Consider the following 20,603-nt stretch of genomic DNA (forward strand, 5'->3'; position numbering starts at 1 on the left):
CCTCCTCTCCGCGCGTCGGAGAGGGGGCGAAGGGAGGGCTCGGGTGGTGAGGTCAGGGCGAGGCCTTGGCCTTGACGTGTTTGTCGAGGAAATCGACCATCGCGGGGAAGGCGACGAGGCGGTTCTTGCGCTTCGCGATGCCGTGACCCTCGTCCTCGAAGGTCAAGAGCTCGACGGGCAGGCCGCGCTTCTTCACGGCCTCGGCGATCTGCCGCGCCTCGCCGATGGGGACGCGGGGATCACGCGTGCCGTGCACGACCATGAGCGGGGCCTTGATGCGGTCGACCTTGTGGATGGGGCTCACGCGGTCGAGGAAGGCGCCGTCCTTCGCCAGCGAGCCATACTCGGCCTCGCGGAGGTGGCGGCGATAAGGCGCGGTCTGCTCGAGGAAGGTGCGGAAATTGGCGATGCCCACGATGTCGACGCCGGCCGCCCATTGATCGGGGTAAAGCGTGAGCCCGGCGAGGACCATGTACCCGCCGTAGCTGCCGCCGAGGAGCGCGATCCGGGCAGGGTCGACGTCGGGGCGCGCCGCGATGAACTTGCCGACCTCGGAGAGGTCCCGGACGGAGTCCTCGCGCTTCTCCTTGTCGTCGAGGTGGGAGAAGGATTTGCCGTAACCCGTCGAGCCGCGCACGTTCGGCGCCGCCACCGCATACCCGGAGAGCGCGAGCCATTGCACGAGCGGGCTGAAGTTCGGCTGCGCCTGACCCTCGGGGCCGCCGTGCACCGAGATCACGACGGGCCGCTTCTCGCCCGCGTTCGGGGGCGTCTGGTAATAAAAAAACGAGATCGTCTTCCCGTCGGAGGCCTTCATCGTGATGAGCTCGGCCGGGACGAGCCTGGACGTGTCGATGCCCGCGTGGTGGCTCTTCGTCGCCCGCGTGACGGCGCCTGTCGCGACGTCGACGCGGTAGACCTCGGTCGGGAGGTTCGGGCGCTCGAGGCCGACGAAGGCGACGTCCCCGGCCGGCGCGAGATCGAGGCTCGACACCACGCCGCCGAGGTCGGTCTTTTTCTTCGACACGACCTTGCGCTTCGCGTCGAGCGTGACGACGTGCACCTCCTCGACGCCGTCGACGTTGACCGTGAGCGCCACGATGTCCTCGGGCTGCCCGGCCTCGGCCTTGCGGCTCGTGTACGACGGGAGGTCGAGGTCCTGCACGTCGTGGTCGAGCTCGAGCACCGGCGTGACCTTGCCCGTCGCCACGTCGAGCGCGACGAGCGAGAGGAACTCGCGGCCCCGATCGGTGAGCACGAGCAAGGACTTGCCGTCCCGCGTGAAGCGCGGCGAGACCCAGCGCTCGTCACCCTTGTGCTTGGTGAGCAGCTTCTTCGAGGCGTTCTTCGCGTCGATGAGCCAGAGGTCTTGATCGAAGCCGGAGCGCATCTCGCTGACGATCACGCGATCGCCGAGGAAGTCGGCGACCGCGTGGCTGCCAGACAATGCGACGACGGGCTTCTTGCCGAACGTCTCTTTCTTCGCGGGCAGCGCCTCGACGTAGAGGTCCATGTCCTTGCCGTTGCGCGCGTTCGAGGTGAACGTGAAGCGCTTGCCGGCGTCGTCGAAGACGGGGAGCGTGTGCCGGACCTTGGGCGCGTCCGAGAGCGCCTGCGTCGCCTCGGGCTTGTCGCCGGCCGCGAGGTCGAGCCAGTGGATCTGGAAGTTCTCGTCTCCGCCCTTGTCCTTGAGGAACACTGCGCCTTTGCCGCCGGGCGCGAGCCGGAGGGCCACGACGCGATCGGGGAACTTCGTGAGCTGCACCGGGGCCGTCGGCTCGGCCGTGGGCGCCGCGTCGAGCGAGGCCGAGAAGATCTGCATCGTGCCCGGCGCGTCCGAGAGGAACAGGAATTTTTCGCGGCCGAGCGCGCGCGGGGCCGTCGCGCGGTGCACGTCGAGGAGCTGCTCGAGCGTGATGCCCGCGGCAGCCTCGGCGGCGGGCTCGGGCGCCGGGGCCTCGGGAGGCTCGACCGGAGGAGGCACGAGGGCAGCAGGAGGGACGGGCACGGGCTTCGGCGGCTCCGGCGAGGCGCAGGAGACGAGGCCGAGGCCCGCGAGGAAGGCGAGACGCGGGAGGCGCATGCGCGGCAGGTTAACAGACAAACCGTGAGGTCAAAAGCGCCCGACGAGCCCAACCCCGGTCGGCGTGACGAACGGCTTGACGGAGATCCCGGAGGACTCGGCGGGCGTGTCCTGGGGCTTGCCCAGGAGGAGCATCGCGGCCCCCGCGCCCGCGGCGAGGATGCCGACGCTGCCGACGATGTCCCCCGCGAGCGCGAGCCTGCGCGCCTCCGCCGCCTCGGGGCCGTCCTGCACGGGGGCGTCCGAGGCCTTTTGAACACCAATCAACCCGACGGTCAGGCCCGACGCGAAGGCCACGGCGCCACCCGCGAGCAGGACGATGGGCGCGATCGGCCGCTCGGGCTCGGGGCCCTCGACGATCGGAGGCTTCACGGGCCCAGGGCCCTTCGCGTGGATCGGCTCGAGCTTCACGGTGACCTTGATCTGCTCGCCCTCGCCGACCTTGGCCGTGGCCTTGGCCTCGCGGTAGCCCTCGGCGCGCACGACGATGCCGTGCTCGCCCGGATCGACGATCCGCGGCAAGCCGAGCGCCGCCTGCGGGACGTCGAGGCCGTCGACGCGCACGGCGAGCGCGCGTGGCCCGGCGGGGACGATGCGCAGGTCGAGGCGGCCCACGCGCTTCTCGAGCGCCGTGATGGCGTCACGCGCGGGCTGCTCGTACGACTTGTGGGTCGCGTTCTCGGGATCCATCTCCACGAGGAAGGCGCGGAAGCTCTCGAGCGCCTCGACGAGGCGGCCGACCTCGCGGCTCGCGACGCCGAGGCTGTAGAGGGTGAGCGGCGCGCGCTTCAAGGCGAGCGAGCGCGCGTATCGCTCGCGCGCCTCGGCCCAGCGCCCACCCTCCGCGAGCGTGGCGCCTTCGCGGAAGAGCTCACGCGCGAGGGCGACGTCCGCGGGGCTCTGCGCGCGCGCGGGCGCGTGGCCGAGGAGCACGGCGGCGAGGACGAGGGACGTGAAGAGGCGCCTCGGGATCACGGTCAAGGGCGGTAGCGCTCCCCCGCGGAGGTCAACATGTTGTCCTTGTCGAGCCCGCCCCAGACGATGATCTCCTGGCCGGTCCACACGAAGGTGCCGTGCTCGTGGCTGTTGCCCGAGGGCCAGGGCGGGATCGCGCTCCAGAGCGCGCTCGCGGCGTCGTAGACGTGGCCGTCGGTCGCGGGCATCTGCGCCACGTCGAGGCCGCCGGCGAGCAGGACGCGGCTGCCGAGATAACCCGTCACGCCCGTCCGGCCGATCGGCGCGGAGCGCTTGACGTTCGAGGTCGTGGGGACCCAGACGTCGCTCATCGGATCGTAGATCGCGGCGTCCTCCAGCGCGGAGCCGGCGACGTTGCGACCGCCGTACACGAGCATCGTGCCGTTCATCCACACGGTGAAGGCATCATAACGCGAGTTCGGCGCTTGCTGGGTAGGCAGGCTGCGCCACTTGTTCATCGTGGGGTCGTAGCCGAAGCCCTCGTTCGTCGCGCCGGAGCCGAAGGGGCGCCCGCCGAAGAGCAACATCTCCGTGCCGGTCCAGACCCAGCCGGTGTGGGTCCGGGCGTTCGGCGCGCTGGCGGTGCTCATCGTGCTCCACTTGTTCATGGCCGGGTCGTAGAGCGCGCCGCCGGCGATGGGCGAGCCGCCGCTGGTGCCGCCCCAGATGAGCACGTGGCTGCCCGTGGAGAAGGCGACGGGCGCGCGCCGGCCGATGGGCGCGACGGCGACGTCGCTCCAGGCGTCGGCCGCGGGATCGTAGAGCTTGCCGGTGTTCACCGCCGCGGAGCTGTTCGCGGCGCCGCCGCCCCAGACGAGCACACGATCGCCGGTCCACACCGCGACCGCGTCGACGCGCGCCTCGGGCGCGTTCGTCGCGCTCACGGCCGTCCACGTGTCGGTCTTCGGATCGTAGAGCGCGCCGTCGCCGAGCGCGCCCTGCGCGTCCTGGCCACCCCAGACGAAGAGCCTCGCGCCCGCCCACGCCGCCGCCGCGCGTTGCCGCGGCGAGGGCGCGTTCATGGGGGTCATCGTCACCCAGCCGGGCTGGCAGACGCCGCCCGCGCACGCGTGCCCCGCGAGGCAGTCGTTGCTGCAGGTGCCGCAGTGCTTCGGATCCGTCGCGAGGATCGCGCAGACGTCGCCGCAGGCCTCGGTTTGCCCGGAACACTGGAGGACACACGTGTTCCCGATGCACTGGTGATCCTGCGGGCAGTCCGCGGTCGCGCAGCACGCCGCGCAGCCCACGTCGCCGCCGCAGCAACGCTCGCCGGCCGCGCAAGCTTGCCCGCAGCCTCCGCAGTGCTCGGCGCTCGTCTCGGTGTCGACACACGCGTCCGCGCAACACGCCTCGCTCGCGCTGCACGCGCCGTCGCAGGGCGCTCCGCCGCCGCCCTCGTTGCCGACGCCGCCGGTGCCCGTGGCCGCGCCGCCGCCTGCGTTCCCGAGAGGTTTGTCCGCGAGCTCCGACTCCGCGAGCAGCGAACACGCGAGCGGCGCGAACAGCAGGGGAAGGACGAGCGTGAGCGGCGTGCCGCGAGCGTTCATGAGCTCAGAAGTCGGGGTTCTTGGGGACGGGCATTGGCGCAGGGCCCGGCTTGCTGGAGGGCCTCGGGGCGATCGGCGCGCTCGTGCTCGGCGCGGGCGAGGGCGTCGCCGGCTTGCTGGTCGCGCTCGAAGCAGGCTCCGCGCTCGGGGGCGGCGTCGCGGAGGGGAGCGCGCCCTCGGGAGGCGACGCCGCGTGGATCGTGGGCTTCGCCTCGGGGTCGCTCGTGAGCGGCGCGGTGAGGGCCGACGGCGCGCGCGCGCTCGCCGCGCTCGGCGCCGAGCCATCCCCCTGCACGTAGATCCACGCGCCCGCCGAGGCCGCGCCCACCGCGAGCGCGATCGGCCCGATCCAGAGCGCAGCCGAGCGCCGCTCGGGTGGCCTCGTGCTCGTCGTCGGGAGCGGCACGCTCGAAGGCGGGTGCACGGCGTTCGGGTCGGCCTCCGCGTCGAGGTCCTCCGCGGCGGGATCGCCGTCGAGGTCCACGGGCGGCGGCAGCTCGCGCTCGGAGATCATGCGTGGCCGCGGCGAGGAGGGTTGCACCACGGATGTCGGCGGCCTGTCGGAGAGCGGCCGATGCTCCTCGGGCTCGAGCCAGTGGGCGCGCAGGGAGTTGCCCGCGGCGTCGGTCTCCACGCCGTGGCTCTGCGCCCACGCGGCGAGCGCGGCGCCGAGCTCGCGCATCGTCTGCCAGCGATCGTCGACCTCCTTCGCGAGGCCGCGCTGCACGATCGCCCAGAGCTCCTCGTCGTCGACCTGGTGCTCGGACCACGGCTCCGGATCACGCAGCAGGATCGCGCTGAGCAGCGCGTTGTAGTTCGAGCCGTCGTACGGCTTCACGCCCGCCGTGACCTCGTAGAGCATCACGCAGAACGCCCAGATGTCGGTGCGATGATCGACGTCGCTGCGGCCACACGCCTGCTCGGGCGACATGTAGTGCGGGCTGCCGAGGATCACGCCGGCCTGCGTCGTCGTGCGCACGACCTCCTCGTGGTGCAGCTTCGCGATGCCGAAGTCCACGATCTTGGGCACGACCGCGCCGCGATCGTCGGTGACGAGCAGGACGTTGTCGGGCTTGAGATCGCGGTGCACGATGCCCTTCGCGTGCGCGGCCGCGAGCGCGCTCGCCACGGGCAGGAGCGTACGCACGGCGGCGGCGGGCGAGAGCCTGCGCCTGCGCGAGATCGTCTCGCCGAGCGACTCGCCGTGCAGGACCTCCATCACGATGAACGGGTCCTTCTGCTCCGTCGTGCCGAAGTCGAACACGCGCACGATCGACGGGTGCCCGATGCGCGCCGCGGCCCGCGCCTCCTGCAGGAGGCGCTGCGACGCCTCGGCGGTCGCGAACTCGCGCCGGATGAGCTTGACGGCGACGTCGATGTCGAGCGTGAGGTTCTTCGCGAGCCATACGGCGCCCATGCCGCCCTCGCCGAGGACCTTCGAGAGCCGGTACTTCCCGGCGATCACGTCACCGGCGAGGTACGTCGTCGCGGGGGATGCCTCGGGCGGCGCGGAGCGCGGCGGCGTCGATCGGGGCTCGCCCGAGCGCGGCGCGTCCTGCGTCTCGGCCATGGATCGCGCCTCGGCCTCCGGGCTCTGCTCTGCGCCCGTGATCGCGGCGTCGCCCGGCGATCGAGCGGACGCGGGCGGCGGCTTGTGGGACGAAGGCGACATGAGGAAGCAGAAGGGGCGCCCGGGCCGGGCACGCGGATCCAGCCGAACTATAGCGCTGCCAACGGACGCTCCACAACCCTCGCCGAGATCCGGCTCTACGGGTTTTCCGGACGCCCGAGGTGGAGCGCCGAAATCCTCCGAAGGCGCGCGACTTTGTCCCGGGCGGCGACGCCGCGCGTCAGGGCAGCAGGCGATCGAGCAGACCGGCGAGGGAGGCGAGCGCGAACAGCAGGCCGAGGGCGTAGAGCGCGAGGAAGGTGGTCGGCACCGTGGCCTCGAGCTCCGAGAAGCCGAAGCGCTTCTTCGCGCGTGGCGCGTAGAGGCCCTCCCACTCGCGGGTGAAGAGGCGATAGCTGCCGACGAAGCGCCGCCGCTCCATGCGCCGGAGCTGGCGGTAGCGCCAGTCGACGAGGGCCTCGTACTGGAGGATCGTGCGCTTCCAGAGGCGGCAAGCGAGCACGCCGATCAAGAAGAGCGGGATCGTCACGAGCGCGAGGCGCGCGCCCTCGAGCGCGAGGTCCTTGACGAGGAAGGCGACGACCGCCGAGAGCCCCGCGTTCACCGTGAGGAACGTCTGCGTGGTGCCGCGCCTGCGCTCGACGAGGCGCTCGGTGCTGTCGAAGAGCAGGCGGTACTCGTCGAAGGCGTCGGTGCGCTCGGGCGCGTGGGATCGATCCACCTCGGCGAGGACCTCGTGCGCGACGTGGCGCTCGACGTCCCGCGCCGCGCCCTCGTCGAGCTCCGCGAGGCCCCCGCGCGCGGGCAGGACATCGGCGCGCAGGTCGACGAGCGGGGCGAGCGCGGCCCTGTCGACGGCGACGAGCAGGAGTTTGTCCGTGAGCTTCACGAGCGCGGGGACGAGCTCCTCGGGCGCGCCGATCTTGCCGGCGGCGAAGCTGCCGTCGGCGAGCAGGACGATCGCGGCGGCGGCCTTGCCGGCGCGGGCGAGCGAGCGCGCGGGATCGGCGCCGTCGTCGTCGTCGGGCCAGCGCTTCGCGTGGAGGCCGCGCTCCTCGAGCCGCTCGATGATCCGGGAGGCGCGTCCGTCCTGGCTCGGAGCAGCGACGACGAGGACCTCGGCCGGCGGTGCGTCGTGCATGATGGCTCGCCGCATCAAAGCAAGAGATTGGCATTTTGAACAGCGGAACGCGTGATGACGAGCGTCGGCCGTTCGGATATCGTGAGCCCCGGAAGGCGGGCGGCATGTCAGGAGGAAGAACGATGAGCGGGTGGACGAAACGCGGCGCGCTCGTGACGACGATGGGAGCGCTGGTGGTGATCGGTATCGCGTCGTGTTCGCTGGGTGATTACCAGCCGCCCCCGGCCTCGAATATCACCGTGGCGGCGGCGAGCGGGTCGGGCGGCGCGGGCGGCGCGGGTGGGATGGGGGGCGACGGCGGCGGCGTGACAGGTCCCGGCGGTGCGGGGGGCATGGGCGGCGCGGGTGGTTTCGGAGGCGGCGCGTGTACGGAAGGTGTATGCATCCCGTCGATACCGCCGGAAGGCTGGGTCGGGCCGTACTGGGGGCACGTGACGGAGCCCCTGGCAGCTACCGAGGCCTGCCCGGAGGGCGGCCCGCCCGACTTCACCTTGCGGGCGGATCCCTCGCCGAACGATTGTAATGCCTGCGAGTGTGACGTTCTCCCGGAGGTCACGTGTGTCGGCGCCGAGGTGTCGTGTCATGCAGGCTCCGGTTGCAGCAACGGCGCGCCCAAGCTCGTCCAGGGTGGGTGCGTGGGGGGCAGCTCCCTGCCGGGCGGCCCGCTCGGGGCCTCGTCCTGCAAGATCACGGGGTTGCCCGTCCCGAGCAACGACAACGCGGTGAAGTGTGCGTCGACGTTCGAGGCGCCGACGCTCAAGTACCCGAAATTGTGGCAACACGACGTGCACCTTTGCGAAGCGGGCCCGGGGAGCTCCGCGTGTGAAGGCGGCGCGTGCAGGACGCCGCCGCAAGGGCTCTACAGCGGTCTGGTTTGCATGAAAACGGAGGGCGTGGTGAGCGAGTGCCCGGTGGGCTGGCAGGACGCGCGCCATGTCGCGTATGGCGCCTACACCGAGGGGCGAAAGTGCGGGAATTGCGAGTGTGATTCGAGCAAGGTGTCGTGCGGCACGGAGGGCGTGTTCTGGTACACGCCGGCTGAGCTCGAGCTCGGATGCAGCGGGAACAAGGAGGTCCCGGCTGGGACATGCGTCAACATCGGGCTGGGCGGCGCGATCGAGGTCAAGCCCCCGCAGCCGGCGCTCGGCCCCGATGCGTGCCCGACGCCCGCGGGGCAGGGCGAGGTATTGACGGCGGGGAGCGCGACGACGATCTGCTGCAAGAGCCTCCTGCTGGCGGCCCCTTGAATCACGTCGGCGCCGGCCTCACCCCGCCGGCGCCTCCGCCCCCAGCGCCTCCCCCATTCGACGAATCGCCGCGACCTTCGCCTCGAAGGGCCCCCAGTCGTCGTGCGCGTCGATCGCGTGCCATATCGACTCGATCTCGTCGATGAGCAACGAGCACGGCCCGTCGCCCTGGAAATACGGGTGCGAGAGCGCCTCGGGGCGGGCGGGCGCATAGAGGTCGATGAGGCTCCGCAGCGCGTCGAATCGTTCACCTTGGTAAAACCGCGCGGCCTCGCTCGCCCGGGCCCGCGCCTCGCTCGCGGCGCCGCCGTACCAGTCGAAGAAGAATGGGTCGAAGGGGGCCCCGCTCTCCTCCAGGAAGAGCTCGATCGCCTCCGTCAGGCTCGCGTCGATGTCGGGATCCGAGGGCGAGAGGCCCATCCGGGAGAGGAACGCGGCCGAGCGCGCCTCGCGCAGCGCCGGCTCGAACGCGCGCACGGCCGGGGCGAACGCGGCCTGGGGGGCCACGAGGCGCAACGCGTCGGCGAGGCGCGTCAGGTTGACCGCCACGGCGCGCGCCTGCTGCCCGAAGGCATAGAGGCCCGTGTGATCGAAATAGGCGGCGATGAACGAGGGATCGAGCGTGGGCAAGAACCGGTACGGGCCATAATCGAAGCTCTCGCCCGTGATGTTCATGTTGTCGCTGTTCAGGACGCCGTGGACGAACCCCGCGGCGCTCCAGCGCGCGACGAGCCGGGCCGAGCGCCGCGCCACCGCCTCGACGAACCGGACGGCCGGCTCGGCGCCTCCGGCCGCCTCGGGCACGTAATGGGTGACGCAGAAATCGAGCAGCTTCGACAGGCGCGCCGCGTCGCGGTGATAGGCGTGCCGCTGGAACGTGCCGAAGCGGATGTGGCCGTGCGAGAGGCGGACGAGGACGGACGAGCGGGTGGGGGAGGGTTCGTCGCCGCGGAACAAAGCCTCGTGGGTCTCGAACAGGGAGAACGCCTTCGACGTGGGCACGGCGAGCGCCTCCAGCATCTCCGCGGCGAGGACCTCGCGCACGCCGCCCTTCAGCGTGAGGCGCCCGTCGCCGCCGCGCGACCAGGGCGTCGTCCCGCTGCCCTTCGTGCCGAAATCGAGCAGCCTTCCGTCCTCGGGATCCTCGAGCTGGGCCAGGAGAAACCCGCGCCCGTCGCCGAGGTGAGGGTTGTACACGTCGAACTGATGCCCGTGGTAACGCAACGCGAGCGGCGCGGGCAGGTTGTCCGGCAAGGGCTCGAGGCGCGCGAAGTGACGCTCCCATGCCTCCGCGTCGAGCTCGCCCAGGCCGAGGCGGCTGGCCCAGCGCTGGTTACGAAAGCGGAGCGTGCGGGCGGGGAAACGGGCGGGCGCGACGACGTCGGCGAAGCCTTCGCCGAGCGACGAAATCCGGGGGGAGGGGCGGTAGCGGGGGGGGAGGGGCATAGGAAATCGGAAGTCCTTTAGGCCACCTCTGCGCGGCTGGCCAGCGCAAGCGTGCGAGCGGGGCTCGCCCCGCGGTTGCGACGCCGTAGCTGCATCCTCTAGGATGGGGCCCTCATGTCCTCCTACGATCCGCCGTTGCTCCTCGGTCAACCCGAGGACGCGCTCGCCCAAGGCTCGCTCGAAGGCCTGCCTTTTGATGCCCTGGTCCTCGTCGCGCCTTCGCCGCTCAGCTCACGCGGCGGCGCGTTCACGGGCCCCGTCTCCGCGGCGCTCGCGTGCGCGCTCAAGGCCGACGCGGCGCTCGATCGAGGCCCGCGGCCCCCCGCGGTGATCGCGGCGCCCGGGCTGCCGGGAGGGCGCCTCGTGGTGGTGCCGATGGGCCCGCTCGGCGAGGACACGGACGACGTGCGCAGCGTGGCCGAGGCCGTGGCCGCGGGGACGAGCCGGGCGGTCGACGCGGGCGCGACGAGGCCGCTCGTGTGGGTACAAGCGCCGTCGGGGCCGCGGTTTTCGCGTGCGCGGGAAGTCGCAGCGCTCGCGGCGCTTGGCAGCCAGTGGGCGCCGGTCGAGGCGCGCGAGGCGGGCAAGGCGCCGCGCACCGCCTCTGCCGTCGGCGTGGTGGGCCTCGACGAGGCGCGGGCCCGGTCCTTGTCGGCGATCGACCATGGCCGCGCGCTCTGCCGCGACATCGCGGGCACGGAGCCCGAGCGTATGGCGCCGCGGCGTATCGCGGAGCTCTGCGAGATCGCGTTCCGCGGCACGGGCGTCGCGGTCTCCGTGGAGCACGACGTGTCGGGGTATCCGCTGATCGCGGCCGTCGCGCGGGCTTCGATGCGGGTCGAGCGTCACCGGCCGTGCGTCGTGCGCCTCTCGTACACGCCCGAGGCGCCGGCGTCGCGGACGGTGGTGCTCGTGGGCAAGGGCGTCACGTACGACACGGGGGGCGCGGATCTGAAGACGGACGGGCACATGGCGGGCATGTCGCGCGACAAGGGCGGCGCGGGCGCGGTCGCGGGGCTCGTCCTGGCGGCGGCGCTGCTCAAGGTGCCGGTGCGCGTGGTGGGGCTGCTGGGGCTCGTGCGGAACAACGTGGGCGACGAGGCGTTCGTGAGCGACGAGATCATCCGGGCGCGCTCGGGGGTGCGGGTGCGTATCGGGAACACGGACGCCGAGGGGCGGCTCGTGCTCTCGGATCTCCTGGCGGAGGCGAAGTCGATCGCGGAGCGGGCGCCGTCGCCGACGGTGCTCTCGGTCGCGACGCTCACGGGCCACGTGTACCGCGCGTACGGGCCGTACGTGGGTGCGATCGGCAATGGTTCGGCGCAACGCGCGGGGACGCTGGAGCTCCTGGATCGGCTGGGCGAGGCGTGGGGCGAGCCCCTGGAGCGGTCGCGCCCGCGGCGGGAGGATTATTCGTTCGTGGCGCCGCGATCGAGCGCGGAGGACGTGGTGAGCTCGAACCGGCTCGCGTCGGTGAACACGCCGCGGGGGCATCAGTTCCCGTTTGCGTTCCTCGATATCGCGTCGGGGCTGCGGGGCGAGAAGATCCCGTTCGTGCACCTCGACATCGGCGGCGTGGTGGTCGATCCGCCGGACTGGCAATTCGGCCGGCCGACGGGGAGCCCGGTGGCGATGTTGACGGCGTTTTTGGGGCAGCCGGCGGAGTGAGGGAGAGCGCGCGGCGGAGGTCGAAGGTGACCTCGAAGGTTGGCTCCGAGGTCCGCGCGGAGCTCGAAGGTAACCCCGAGGGGTGGTTTCGGGTGTCGGGCGGAGTTCGAAAGGAACCTCGGAAGCTGGCTCCGAGGTCCGCGTGGAGCTCGAAGGTGACCCCGGAGGCAGGTTCCGAGGTCCGCGCGGAGCTCGAAGGTAACCCCGGAGGCTGCTTCCGAGGTCCGCGCGGAGCTCGAAGGTAACCCCGGAGGCTGCTTCCGAGGTCCGCGCGGAGCTCGAAGGTAACCCCGGAGGCAGGTTCCGAGGTCCGCGCGGAGCTCGAAGGTAACCCCGGAGGCAGGTTCCAAGGTCCGCGCGGAGCTCGAAGGTAACCCCGGAGGCTGCTTCCGAGGTCCGCGCAGAGTTCGAAGGTAACCCCGGAGGCTGCTTCCGAGGTCCGCGCGGAGCTCGAAGGTAACCCCGGAGGTTGCCAGCAGCACATTCCCAACCCTTGCAGGAAACCAAGGAAACCGGTACAGTTTCCTGAGTTCCCACGGAGGCCCCCATGACCTTGCCTGCCGGCCCTCGCGTCCCTGCGCTCCCCGTGCTCGGGATCGCGCGTGATACGAAGCGTTTTTTCCTCGAAAGCTCCCGTCGTTACGGCGATCCCTTCACGCTCCCGCTCCCTACGGGTACGGTCGTCGCCACCGGCGATCCCGAGGGGATCCGCGAGATATTCACCGCCGATCCCGCCCTGTTCACCCCTTATGCGGTCCTCCCGCTCGAGCCCGTCGTCGGCCGGCATTCGGTCCTCCTGCTCGACGGCGCGCGCCACCGCCGCGAGCGCAAGCTGCTCACCCCGCCTTTTCACGGCGATCGCATGCGCGCTTATGGCGAGCTCATGGCGAACATCACCCTGCGCAATGCGGCCGCGCTCCCGCCGGGCGCCGCGTTCAAGGCGCAGGACCTCACCCAGGACGTCTCGCTCGAGGTCATCATCGAGGCCGTCTTCGGCGTGCGTGATCCCGCGCGCGTCGCGCTCTTCCGCGAGGTGATCGTCGGCTACATCGAGGCGTACACGCCGCCGCTCATGATGACGACGCTCCTGCGTCGCTCCTTCGGCGGGCTCGGGCCCTGGGCGCGTTTCCAGCGGTTCTCCGGGCGTTTTCACGCCCTCATCGCCGAGGAGATCACGGCGCGGCGCGCGAGCGGCGAGGTCCGCGAGGACATCCTGAGCCTCCTGCTCTCCGTGCGCGACGAGGACGGGCGGCCGATGTCCGACGAGGAGATCGACGACGAGCTGCGCACCATGCTCATCGCCGGCCACGAGACGACGGCCATCGGGATGGCCTGGGCGCTCGACGCGATTCATCGCGATTCGCGGATCCGCGATCGGCTCCTCGATGAAATCGGCGCGCTCGGCCCCGCGCCCTCGCCTGAGGCGCTCGCGAGGTTGCCTTATCTCTCGGCCGTCTGCGACGAGGCGCTCCGCATTCATCCCGTGGTCGGGATGGTCTCGCGCAAGCTGCTCGCGCCCTTCACGCTCCGCGGGCGGGAGCTCTCGCCCGGGATCGGCGTGATGGCCGCGATCGTGCTCGTGCACAATCACCCCGCCATTTACCCCGACGCGGACGTGTTCCGGCCCGAGCGATTCCTCGAGCGCAAGTTCACGCCTTTCGAATACCTGCCTTTTGGCGGCGGCGCGCGGCGGTGCCTCGGGGCGGCGTTCGCGCTCTACGAGATGAAGATCGTGCTCGGGACGTTGCTCTCGGCGCACCGCTTCCAGATCGTCTCCTCGACGCCGCCGCGTGTCGTTCGCCGCAACGTGACCCTCGGCCCCTCCGAGGGCGCGCCGCTCCGGCACCTCGGCCCCGTCCGTCGGGCGGTCGCGTGACGGTCGAGGCGGAGGTGAAGCTCCGCATCCTCGCCGCCGCGCGCCGGCTCTTTTTTGCGTACGGCTTCGGTCGCGTCACGATGGACGAGATCGCCTCCGAGCTCGCCATGAGCAAGAAGACGCTCTACCGCCATTTCGCGAGCAAAGAGGTGCTCTGCGAGGCGGTCATCGACGCGTCGTTCTCGGCGATCGACGGCGACCTCGCGGGCGTGCTCGGCGACGGGGCGCTCTCGTTCGAGGACAAGCTCGAGCGCTTCATGCGTATCGTGGCGGCGGGTTACGAAGAGGCGCGCGGGCCGCTGCTCAGCGATCTGCAGCGCGACGCGCCGTCGCTCTGGGCCCGCGTCGAGCAATGGAGGCAGAAGGTCGTCCACACGCGCACGCGCGCGCTCTTCGCCGCGGGCAAACGCGCGGGCGTGTTCCGGCCCGACATCCCCGAGGATCTCGTCGTCCGCGTCGTGATCGGCAATGCGCAGAACGTCCTCCGCCCCGACGTGCTCTCCGCGCTCGGGATGAGCTTCCCCGAGGCGTTCGCCCATTGCAAGGCCGTCCTCCTCGACGGGATCCGCGCCCGGGACGGGGACGCGCGCGGCGTGAAGGTTTGATCCTCCCGGAGCAGGGCGCCCTCGCTTGCGCGAATCGCGTCACGGTGACGCCGATTTGCGCAATTCGCGCAGGGGAGCTGCGCGACATGCGCAGCGGCGGGCGCGCGTGACCTCTCGGCGAAGCGAAACTCCCGGGCACGGCGATTGCCAGATGGATTCGTATGGACTTTCGACGAATCCGTACTTTTCCCGTGGCCACGATCCTCCTCGCTCTCGGCGTCGCCGCTTGTGGTGACGCCTCCTCGCCGGACGAGGACGTCGCCGCCGCGCAATCCGCCGTGAATGACGAGCTCCTCGCCGGGCTCGCGACGATCCCCGGGCTCACGGTGGTCAGCGAGAACCCCTCGACCATCCCGGGGGCGCGTTTCCTCGTGCTCCGATTCGAGCAGCCCGTGGATCACCACGACCCGCAAGGGCCACGCTTCACGCAGAAGATCGCCCTCGTGCACCGCTCCTTCGACGCGCCCATGTCGATGCTCACTGGAGGTTACTCCGTCTGGACGGGGCGGCAGGTCGAGAGCGAGCTCACGACCGCGCTCGGGGCCAATCAGATCTACGTCGAGCACCGCTACTACGGCGAATCCGTGCCCGCGGGCCCGGCGTACGAGCACCTGAACATCCAGCAGGCCGCCAGCGACATTCACCGGATCGTGCAGGCGATGAGGCCGGTTTACACGGACCGCTGGATCTCCAACGGCAGCAGCAAGGGCGGCATGACCTCGATCTACCATCGTTACTATTATCCGGACGACGTGGACGGCACGGTCGCGTACGTGTCGCCGTCCACCTATTCGGACAGGGATCCGCGGTACGTCAAGTTCATTCGCAATGTGGGGACACCGGAGCTCCGGGCGAGGTTGATCGCCTTCCAGCGCGAGCTCCTGAAGCGGCGCGACACGCTCGTGCCGATGATGCAGGCGGGGGTCGCTCAATGGGGCCTCACCTATGACGTCGTGGGCGCCGATCGGGCCTTCGAGTTCGGCGCCCTGGAGGCCTCGTTTTTCTTCTGGCAGTTCTGCCCCCTGGAGGTCTGCGAGCCCCTCCTCCCGGAGCCCACCGCGAGCGACGCGGAGCTCATCGACTTCTACATCAACTGGCTCGGCGCGCCCTTCAACTACGACGACGACACCATCAACATCCATTACGGGCCGTATTTCTATCAATCGGCCACCCAGCTCGGCCACCCGCGCTTCGACGAGGCTCCTTTGAAGGACCTCTTGCGATATCCGGGGGAGGACCTGGCGAGAAACCTCACGCCCGTGCCGGTGACGATCCCCTTCTCGCACGGGCTCATGCCGCTGATCGAAGCGCGGACGCGGGCGCACGGCGAGCGGATGCTCTTCATCTACGGCGAATACGATCCCTGGAGCACGAGCAAGTTCGAGGGCAGGGCGAAAAACGACTCCTTCCAGTACGTCGTGCCCGGCGGGTGGCACGGCGTGAGGATCGCGCATCTGCCCGAGGACGAGCGACTCCACGCGATGAGCCGCATTTTCGAATGGGCCGACGTGCCCTTTGATCCCTCGGTCTTCCAGGCGGCGGCGTCGCCCGCCTCGCTCGCGCCGGAGCCCGTGGACGACGAGCTCCCGGGGCCCTTCTCGCGCCTGCCGCCGCGCTGACGCCCTGCTTTCGTCACCGGAGCGGCCGCGCGGCGAGGTCCTCGGCGAGCTTTCGTAGCGCCGCGTCCCGCGGGTGGCCCTCGCGCCACACGAGCCGGAACCAGTCGATCGGCAGCTTCACGCGGGGCAGGATCGGCAGGAGCCGGCCGCGCCGGAGATCCTCCTTCACGAAATAATGCGGCAGCACCGCGACCCCCGCTCCCGCGAGGGCGCGCAGCCGCACGGCGCCTATCGTGCCGAGATATTCGACGCGGCGGAAGGCCCAGTCCTCACCTCCGGGGCGCGTGTCCAGGAAGTAGCGGAAGAGCGGCAGATCGCGGTGCACATCGAGCAGCGTAAACGCTGCGCAATCGTCCCGGCGCGCGAGGGGGCGGCACGCGAGGAGCCGCCGTTCTCCCACGAAGACGTATCGCTCCTCGTGCAGGCGCGCATAGGAGAACCCTGCGTCCGAGAGGCGCGCGCTCGAGATGAAGGCGTCGATCACGTCACGTTGCGCCTGCCGGACGAGGTCCGGCGTGTCGCCGAAAGAGAGGTGGATCCTGCGCTCGGGGCGCGCCGCTTCGAGCGCGTCGAGCGCCGGGACGAGCCAGCTCAAGCCGAGCTCGAAGCGCGTGCCGATCGTGAGCTCGTACGGCATCGGCGCGCCGTCCTCGCGCCGCGCGACCTCGCCGCACCGGCGCGCTTGATCGAGGCAACGTTGCGCCTCCGGCACGAGGCGTTCGCCCGCAGCGGTGAGCGCGACGCGGCGGGTCGTGCGGTCGAACAGGGAGGCGCCGAGCGTGTCCTCCAGGCGCTGGATGCGATCGCTGAACGCCGCGGGCGACAGCGCGACCGCGCGCGCGGCCACGCGAAAGCTCAGGTGACGCGCCGCGGCCAGAAAACAGCGGAGCGATTCGAGGTCGGGGAGGCGAGGGATGTCGGTCATCGTTCGGTCGCTCCGAACGATACAGTATCAAAAGTTCCGATTCACAGGACGTTCGAGGGAGCGCATGCTCTGACGCGAGGGATGCGATGAACATCGAAAAACTTTTTCATGTCCTGGTCATGGGCGGCGCGGCGGTTGGTCTCGCTGCGTGCAACCACGCGAGCGACGAGGGGAGCGGCGGCGAAGCCGGCGCGGCCAGCAGCACGAACGACGGCAATGGCGGGGGAGGGACGGGCGGCGCGGGCGGCGCGGGCGGCGCGGGGGGCGCAAGCGCGACGACGGGGAGCGGCGGCGCGGGCGGCGAGGCCGGCGCGGGCGGCGGGAGCAACCTCGAATGCACGCCGACGCCCGGCGACCTGGCCGATCCGTGCGGCTGCCCGTGCTGCTGGGCCAACGATTGCCTCAATACGGAGCCGTGCTGCGCAGCCCTCTGCGATGCGGGCAACGCCGGGGCGGGCTGCTGCGGTGGTTGACGTCGGAGCCGCGACGGCGCGTGAAGCCGCGGCGCTGATCTGGCGGAGCCGCGCGCGCGCCGAGCTCGAAGCGTCGGCGCGATTCACGCGGCTCGCGGGGGATCTCGCGGCGTGCGACGCCGTCTCGCCCGTCGTCACGATGGCCCGCGAGGCGGCCGAGGACGAGCGGCGCCACGCGGTGCAATGCGTGGCGCTCGTGCGCGAGCTCGGGGGGAAAGCCTTCGAGCTCGGGCCCGCGCCCGCCGCGTGCAAGGTCGGGCCCTCCGGGCTCGAGCCACGCGAGCGGCTGCTCTACGAGGTCGTCGCGATGTCGTGTGTCACGGAGACGCTGAGCGCGGCCCTGCTCGGCGAGCTCGTCGCGCGCGCGATCGATCCGCTCGTGCGCGAGACCATGCAATCGATCCTCCGCGACGAGGTCGACCACGCGCGGCTCGGGTGGGCGCACCTCGCGGCCGAGCACGAGCGCGGCGCGCCGGACGTCGTGGGCCCCTCTCTGCCGGCGATGCTCGCCGGCACGGTCTCCGAGGAGCTCTTCGCGTCCTGGGCAGAGCACCCGGCAGCAGAGTCGCTCTCCGGTCTCGGCGCGCTCGATCGCGCCGAGCGGAGGCGGATCTTCCGCGACACGATGTCGCTCGTCGTGTTCCCGGGGCTCAGGCGGTTCGGCGTCGATACGGGGCGGGGGGAGAGCTGGCTCGCGGAGCGGCTGCCGCCGTCATGACGAACCTCGCGTCATAACCCCAGTTTCCCCAGGAATGGCTCCAGCAAGTCCAGCATGGCCTTGATCCGCGGGACCTCGGCGAGCACGGCGGGCACGACCACGCGCAGGCCGATCTCCCGGCCCACGATTTCATCCAGGACCGGGACGAGCGCGCCCTCGGGCAGACCGGGGTCGGGGACCATGGCGTCGGGCACGAGCGCGACGCCATGCCCCGCGATCGCGAGCTGCCGGATCAAATGAATGTCCGGCGCCGTGATGACGGGCGCGACGGAGAACGTGCCCCCACGCAGGAGCGGCCAGGAGCGTCCGTCCTCGAAAGGGGCCTCCCAGGTGAGCAAATCGTGACGCGCGAGGTCCTCGACGGACGCCGGCGTGCCCCGCCGCGCGAGGTATTCGCGTGACGCGACCAGCCACACGCGGAGGCGGGCGAGCTCGCGCGAGACCCACGGCCCCGCGGGGCTCGTCTCGCCAAAATGGATGGCGAAATCCACGTTCTCCATGAGCCCCCCGATGGGGTTGTCGCTGAACTGGAGCCGGAAGGCGAGGCGCGGATACGTGCGCGCGAGGGTGAGCAGCGGGGGGAAGAGGTGCGGGGGCAATCCCACGGGCAGGAGGACACGAAGCACGCCGGACGGCTCGGCGCCGGCCTCCCGGACCGATTGCAAGAGCGCATTCGATTCTTGCACCATCAGCCGCCCGCGCGCCGCGAGGAGCCGGCCCGCCTCGGTGAGGGAGACGCCGTCACGCGTCCGATCGACGAGCAAGACGCCAGCCCGCGCCTCGAGCTGATCGATGCGCCGACGCAAGGTCGCGCGGGGCATGCGGAGCGACGTCGCCGCGGCCAGGAACGAGCCCGCCTCGGCCACGGCGAGGAAGGCGCGGAGCTCTTCGAGGTCCATCCCGAAAATTCCCTCAGCTCGGCAGGACGCGCCCGGCCGCCCAGGCGATCAGCGGCAAGGCGACGAGTAATGCGACGAAGGTGCGAAACGCGCGCGCATCCCCCTGCGCCGGCAGATCCGATTTCAGCCGCACCCCTCCCGCCGCGCACACCACCCAGCCCATCACGTCGCCCGAGAGCAGCGCGGCCACCGCTGCGACGGTGAGCACGATCCCACGCTGCCGGACATCGAGCGCGCGGAACCCTCGCGCGCCGTCGAGCTGCCAGACCGGGATCAGGTTGAACACGTTGATCATCGCGCCCACGCTCGCCACCGCGAGGGCCGTTCGTTCGTGCAGCAACCATCCCGCCGCGAGCGCCGCCGCCGCCGCCGCGCACCCCCACACCGGCCCCGCGAGCCCGACCCGCGCGTCTTCGCGCGCGTCGATGGGATACTGCCGCAGCCGCACCAGCGCGCCGAGGCCGGGGATGAACATCGGCGCGGTCGCCTGGATGCCGTAATGCCGCAGCGCCGCGACGTGCCCCATCTCGTGCACGTAAATCGACGCCACGAGCCCGAGCGCGAACGACATCCCGCGGGATCGATCGAGCGCGAGCCAGGCGAACATGGAGAGCACCGTCGGCAGCGACGCGAGCCCCGAGACGAGCAGCTTCGCTTTGCCGAGGAGCGAGAGCAGAAAATACTTGAGGTTCCAGGCAATCAGCGCGAGCGCGCCGAGCCCCGCCGCCGCCTTCGCGCGGCCGCCGGGCGTCTTCGGCGTATTGCCGTCACGCTCGAGCGCGAGGCTCAGGCGGCGGATCGTCTCGCCGACCGCGTGGTGCTGCGTGCTCTCCGGAGGCAGGAGCCCGAGCGCCTCGCGCCAGTGGACGAGGGCGTCTGTCAGGCGGCCTTCGCGCTCGGCGGCCTCGCCGTCCGCCGCGAGGGACCCGAGCCGCGCGCCGTGCACGAGCTTGCGACACGCGGGGCAAGCGAGCATGCCCGGGGCGAGCTCGACCCCGCAGGCCACGCAACGCGCGACGGCTCCGCTGCTCACGCGCCGGCGCTGACCTGATACGGCCCGCTGATGGCGACGGGGCCGCCGATGCCACGCGACACCTGCCACGCCGTGCGCAGGCCGAAGAAGATGATGAGCGCGCCGAGCACGCCGCTGAAGCCGCTCGTGACGTCGAGGACCGGCGCGGCGAGGGTGAAGGCCGCGGCGAGCCCGAAGTAGAGGATGCTCCCGATCAAGCCGAGGCTCCCGTCTCCGGCGCCGTTGTCGAGCGCCGCGAGGATGCCGGGCAGGTATCCCATCGCAGACGCGAGGTACGTGAACACGACCGCGAGCACCTGGTGCTTCGTGCCGCCGAAGCCGCGCGTGACCTGCTGGATCACGCGTCCGACGACCCAGCCGATGCCGATCGTCGCGAGCGCGAGCTGGATCTGGGTGAAGTGGACGAAGACCGCGTACACGGCGCCGCAACCGAGGCCCGCGCCGCCGGCCACGAGGAACGCCTTTCCAAAGGCCGCGCCGCTGCGGGCTTGCTCGGAGGTGTGGTTCACGGCGTCGCGACACGAGCCACACAGCACCTTGTCGAGGAGCTGATAATACGCCGTCGTGATGCCCGCCTGGCAGGCCGAACATGTCACGTGCCGGGCGGCGGGATCGCCGAACTCGGCGCGCTCGAAATCGAGCTTCTGTGGGGCTTCTGTTTCAGCAGGTTTGGTGTCGAGGGTCGCGTCGCTCATCGCCGAGGGGTCTCCGCGGGCGA

At 71.2% G+C, this 20,603-nt stretch carries 17 protein-coding genes; 7 read left to right on the top strand and 10 right to left on the bottom strand.

Translation table 11 applies throughout. The features are described from left to right. Positions 1–52: 52 nt before the first annotated feature. The 5 genes from GF068_RS26665 to GF068_RS26685 form a co-directional block, all read right to left on the bottom strand. Positions 53–2,083, bottom strand: a complete 2,031-nt coding sequence (locus tag GF068_RS26665; protein WP_153822296.1) for a S9 family peptidase — start codon at positions 2,081–2,083, stop codon at positions 53–55. A 30-nt stretch (positions 2,084–2,113) separates the two neighbouring features. Further along, on the bottom strand, positions 2,114–3,058 hold the full coding sequence (locus GF068_RS26670; protein WP_153822297.1) for a PEGA domain-containing protein: 945 nt from the start codon (positions 3,056–3,058) through the stop codon (positions 2,114–2,116). Positions 3,059–3,060: 2 nt separating this feature from the next. Continuing rightward, complete coding sequence (locus GF068_RS26675) at positions 3,061–4,605, bottom strand: Kelch repeat-containing protein (RefSeq protein WP_170319697.1); 1,545 nt, start codon at positions 4,603–4,605, stop codon at positions 3,061–3,063. Between the two features lie 4 nt (positions 4,606–4,609). Further along, positions 4,610–6,277 carry a serine/threonine-protein kinase gene (locus GF068_RS26680; RefSeq protein WP_240807463.1) on the bottom strand — a complete coding sequence of 556 codons (1,668 nt, stop codon included), beginning with the start codon at positions 6,275–6,277 and terminating at the stop codon, positions 4,610–4,612. A 178-nt stretch (positions 6,278–6,455) separates the two neighbouring features. Then, on the bottom strand, positions 6,456–7,376 hold the full coding sequence (locus GF068_RS26685) for a RipA family octameric membrane protein (RefSeq protein WP_153822299.1): 921 nt from the start codon (positions 7,374–7,376) through the stop codon (positions 6,456–6,458). Positions 7,377–7,498: 122 nt separating this feature from the next. Between GF068_RS26685 and GF068_RS44410 the strand changes: the two genes are divergently transcribed. Continuing rightward, positions 7,499–8,623, top strand: a complete 1,125-nt coding sequence (locus GF068_RS44410; protein WP_206079561.1) for a hypothetical protein — start codon at positions 7,499–7,501, stop codon at positions 8,621–8,623. An 18-nt stretch (positions 8,624–8,641) separates the two neighbouring features. On the opposite strand, the gene GF068_RS26695 is transcribed toward GF068_RS44410, so the two are convergent. Then, entirely contained in the window at positions 8,642–10,069 is a 1,428-nt protein-coding gene (locus GF068_RS26695; protein ID WP_153822300.1) for a protein adenylyltransferase SelO family protein, read from the bottom strand. A 114-nt stretch (positions 10,070–10,183) separates the two neighbouring features. On the opposite strand from GF068_RS26695, the gene GF068_RS26700 reads away from it, so the two are divergent. The 4 genes from GF068_RS26700 to GF068_RS26715 all read left to right on the top strand — a co-directional run bounded on the left by GF068_RS26700 (position 10,184) and on the right by GF068_RS26715 (position 15,837). Continuing rightward, entirely contained in the window at positions 10,184–11,737 is a 1,554-nt protein-coding gene (locus GF068_RS26700) for a M17 family metallopeptidase (RefSeq protein WP_153822301.1), read from the top strand. Between the two features lie 547 nt (positions 11,738–12,284). Then, positions 12,285–13,613: a cytochrome P450 gene (locus GF068_RS26705; protein WP_153822302.1), complete on the top strand. Its 1,329-nt coding sequence runs from the start codon at positions 12,285–12,287 to the stop codon at positions 13,611–13,613. Then, positions 13,610–14,218 (top strand): TetR family transcriptional regulator, encoded by a 609-nt coding sequence (locus GF068_RS26710; protein WP_153822303.1) that lies wholly within the window; start codon positions 13,610–13,612, stop codon positions 14,216–14,218. The genes GF068_RS26705 and GF068_RS26710 overlap by 4 nt, the downstream gene beginning before the upstream one ends. 191 nt (positions 14,219–14,409) lie before the next feature. After that, positions 14,410–15,837, top strand: coding sequence for a S28 family serine protease (locus GF068_RS26715; RefSeq protein ID WP_170319698.1), 1,428 nt, complete (start codon positions 14,410–14,412; stop codon positions 15,835–15,837). A gap of 13 nt (positions 15,838–15,850) precedes the next feature. On the opposite strand, the gene GF068_RS26720 is transcribed toward GF068_RS26715, so the two are convergent. Then, entirely contained in the window at positions 15,851–16,762 is a 912-nt protein-coding gene (locus tag GF068_RS26720) for a LysR family transcriptional regulator (RefSeq protein WP_153822305.1), read from the bottom strand. An 86-nt stretch (positions 16,763–16,848) separates the two neighbouring features. On the opposite strand from GF068_RS26720, the gene GF068_RS44415 reads away from it, so the two are divergent. After that, positions 16,849–17,235, top strand: coding sequence for a hypothetical protein (locus tag GF068_RS44415; RefSeq protein ID WP_206079562.1), 387 nt, complete (start codon positions 16,849–16,851; stop codon positions 17,233–17,235). Further along, a complete protein-coding gene (locus GF068_RS26730) occupies positions 17,228–17,953 on the top strand; it encodes a ferritin-like domain-containing protein (RefSeq protein WP_153822306.1) in 726 nt (241 codons plus the stop codon). The genes GF068_RS44415 and GF068_RS26730 overlap by 8 nt, the downstream gene beginning before the upstream one ends. Before the next feature lie 11 nt (positions 17,954–17,964). On the opposite strand, the gene GF068_RS26735 is transcribed toward GF068_RS26730, so the two are convergent. Genes GF068_RS26735 through GF068_RS26745 form a run of 3 tightly spaced genes read right to left on the bottom strand, consistent with a single transcriptional unit; the run spans position 17,965 to position 20,580 of the window. After that, positions 17,965–18,852, bottom strand: a complete 888-nt coding sequence (locus GF068_RS26735; RefSeq protein WP_153822307.1) for a LysR family transcriptional regulator — start codon at positions 18,850–18,852, stop codon at positions 17,965–17,967. 13 nt (positions 18,853–18,865) lie between these two features. Then, positions 18,866–19,885 carry a site-2 protease family protein gene (locus tag GF068_RS26740; protein ID WP_153822308.1) on the bottom strand — a complete coding sequence of 340 codons (1,020 nt, stop codon included), beginning with the start codon at positions 19,883–19,885 and terminating at the stop codon, positions 18,866–18,868. Further along, positions 19,882–20,580, bottom strand: a complete 699-nt coding sequence (locus GF068_RS26745; RefSeq protein WP_153822309.1) for a hypothetical protein — start codon at positions 20,578–20,580, stop codon at positions 19,882–19,884. Before GF068_RS26745 ends, GF068_RS26740 begins: the two co-directional genes overlap by 4 nt. Positions 20,581–20,603: the final 23 nt, after the last annotated feature.

Origin of the sequence: Polyangium spumosum (assembly GCF_009649845.1) — a bacterium.
In the GTDB taxonomy this organism is placed as follows: Bacteria; Myxococcota_A; Polyangia; order Polyangiales; family Polyangiaceae; genus Polyangium; species Polyangium spumosum.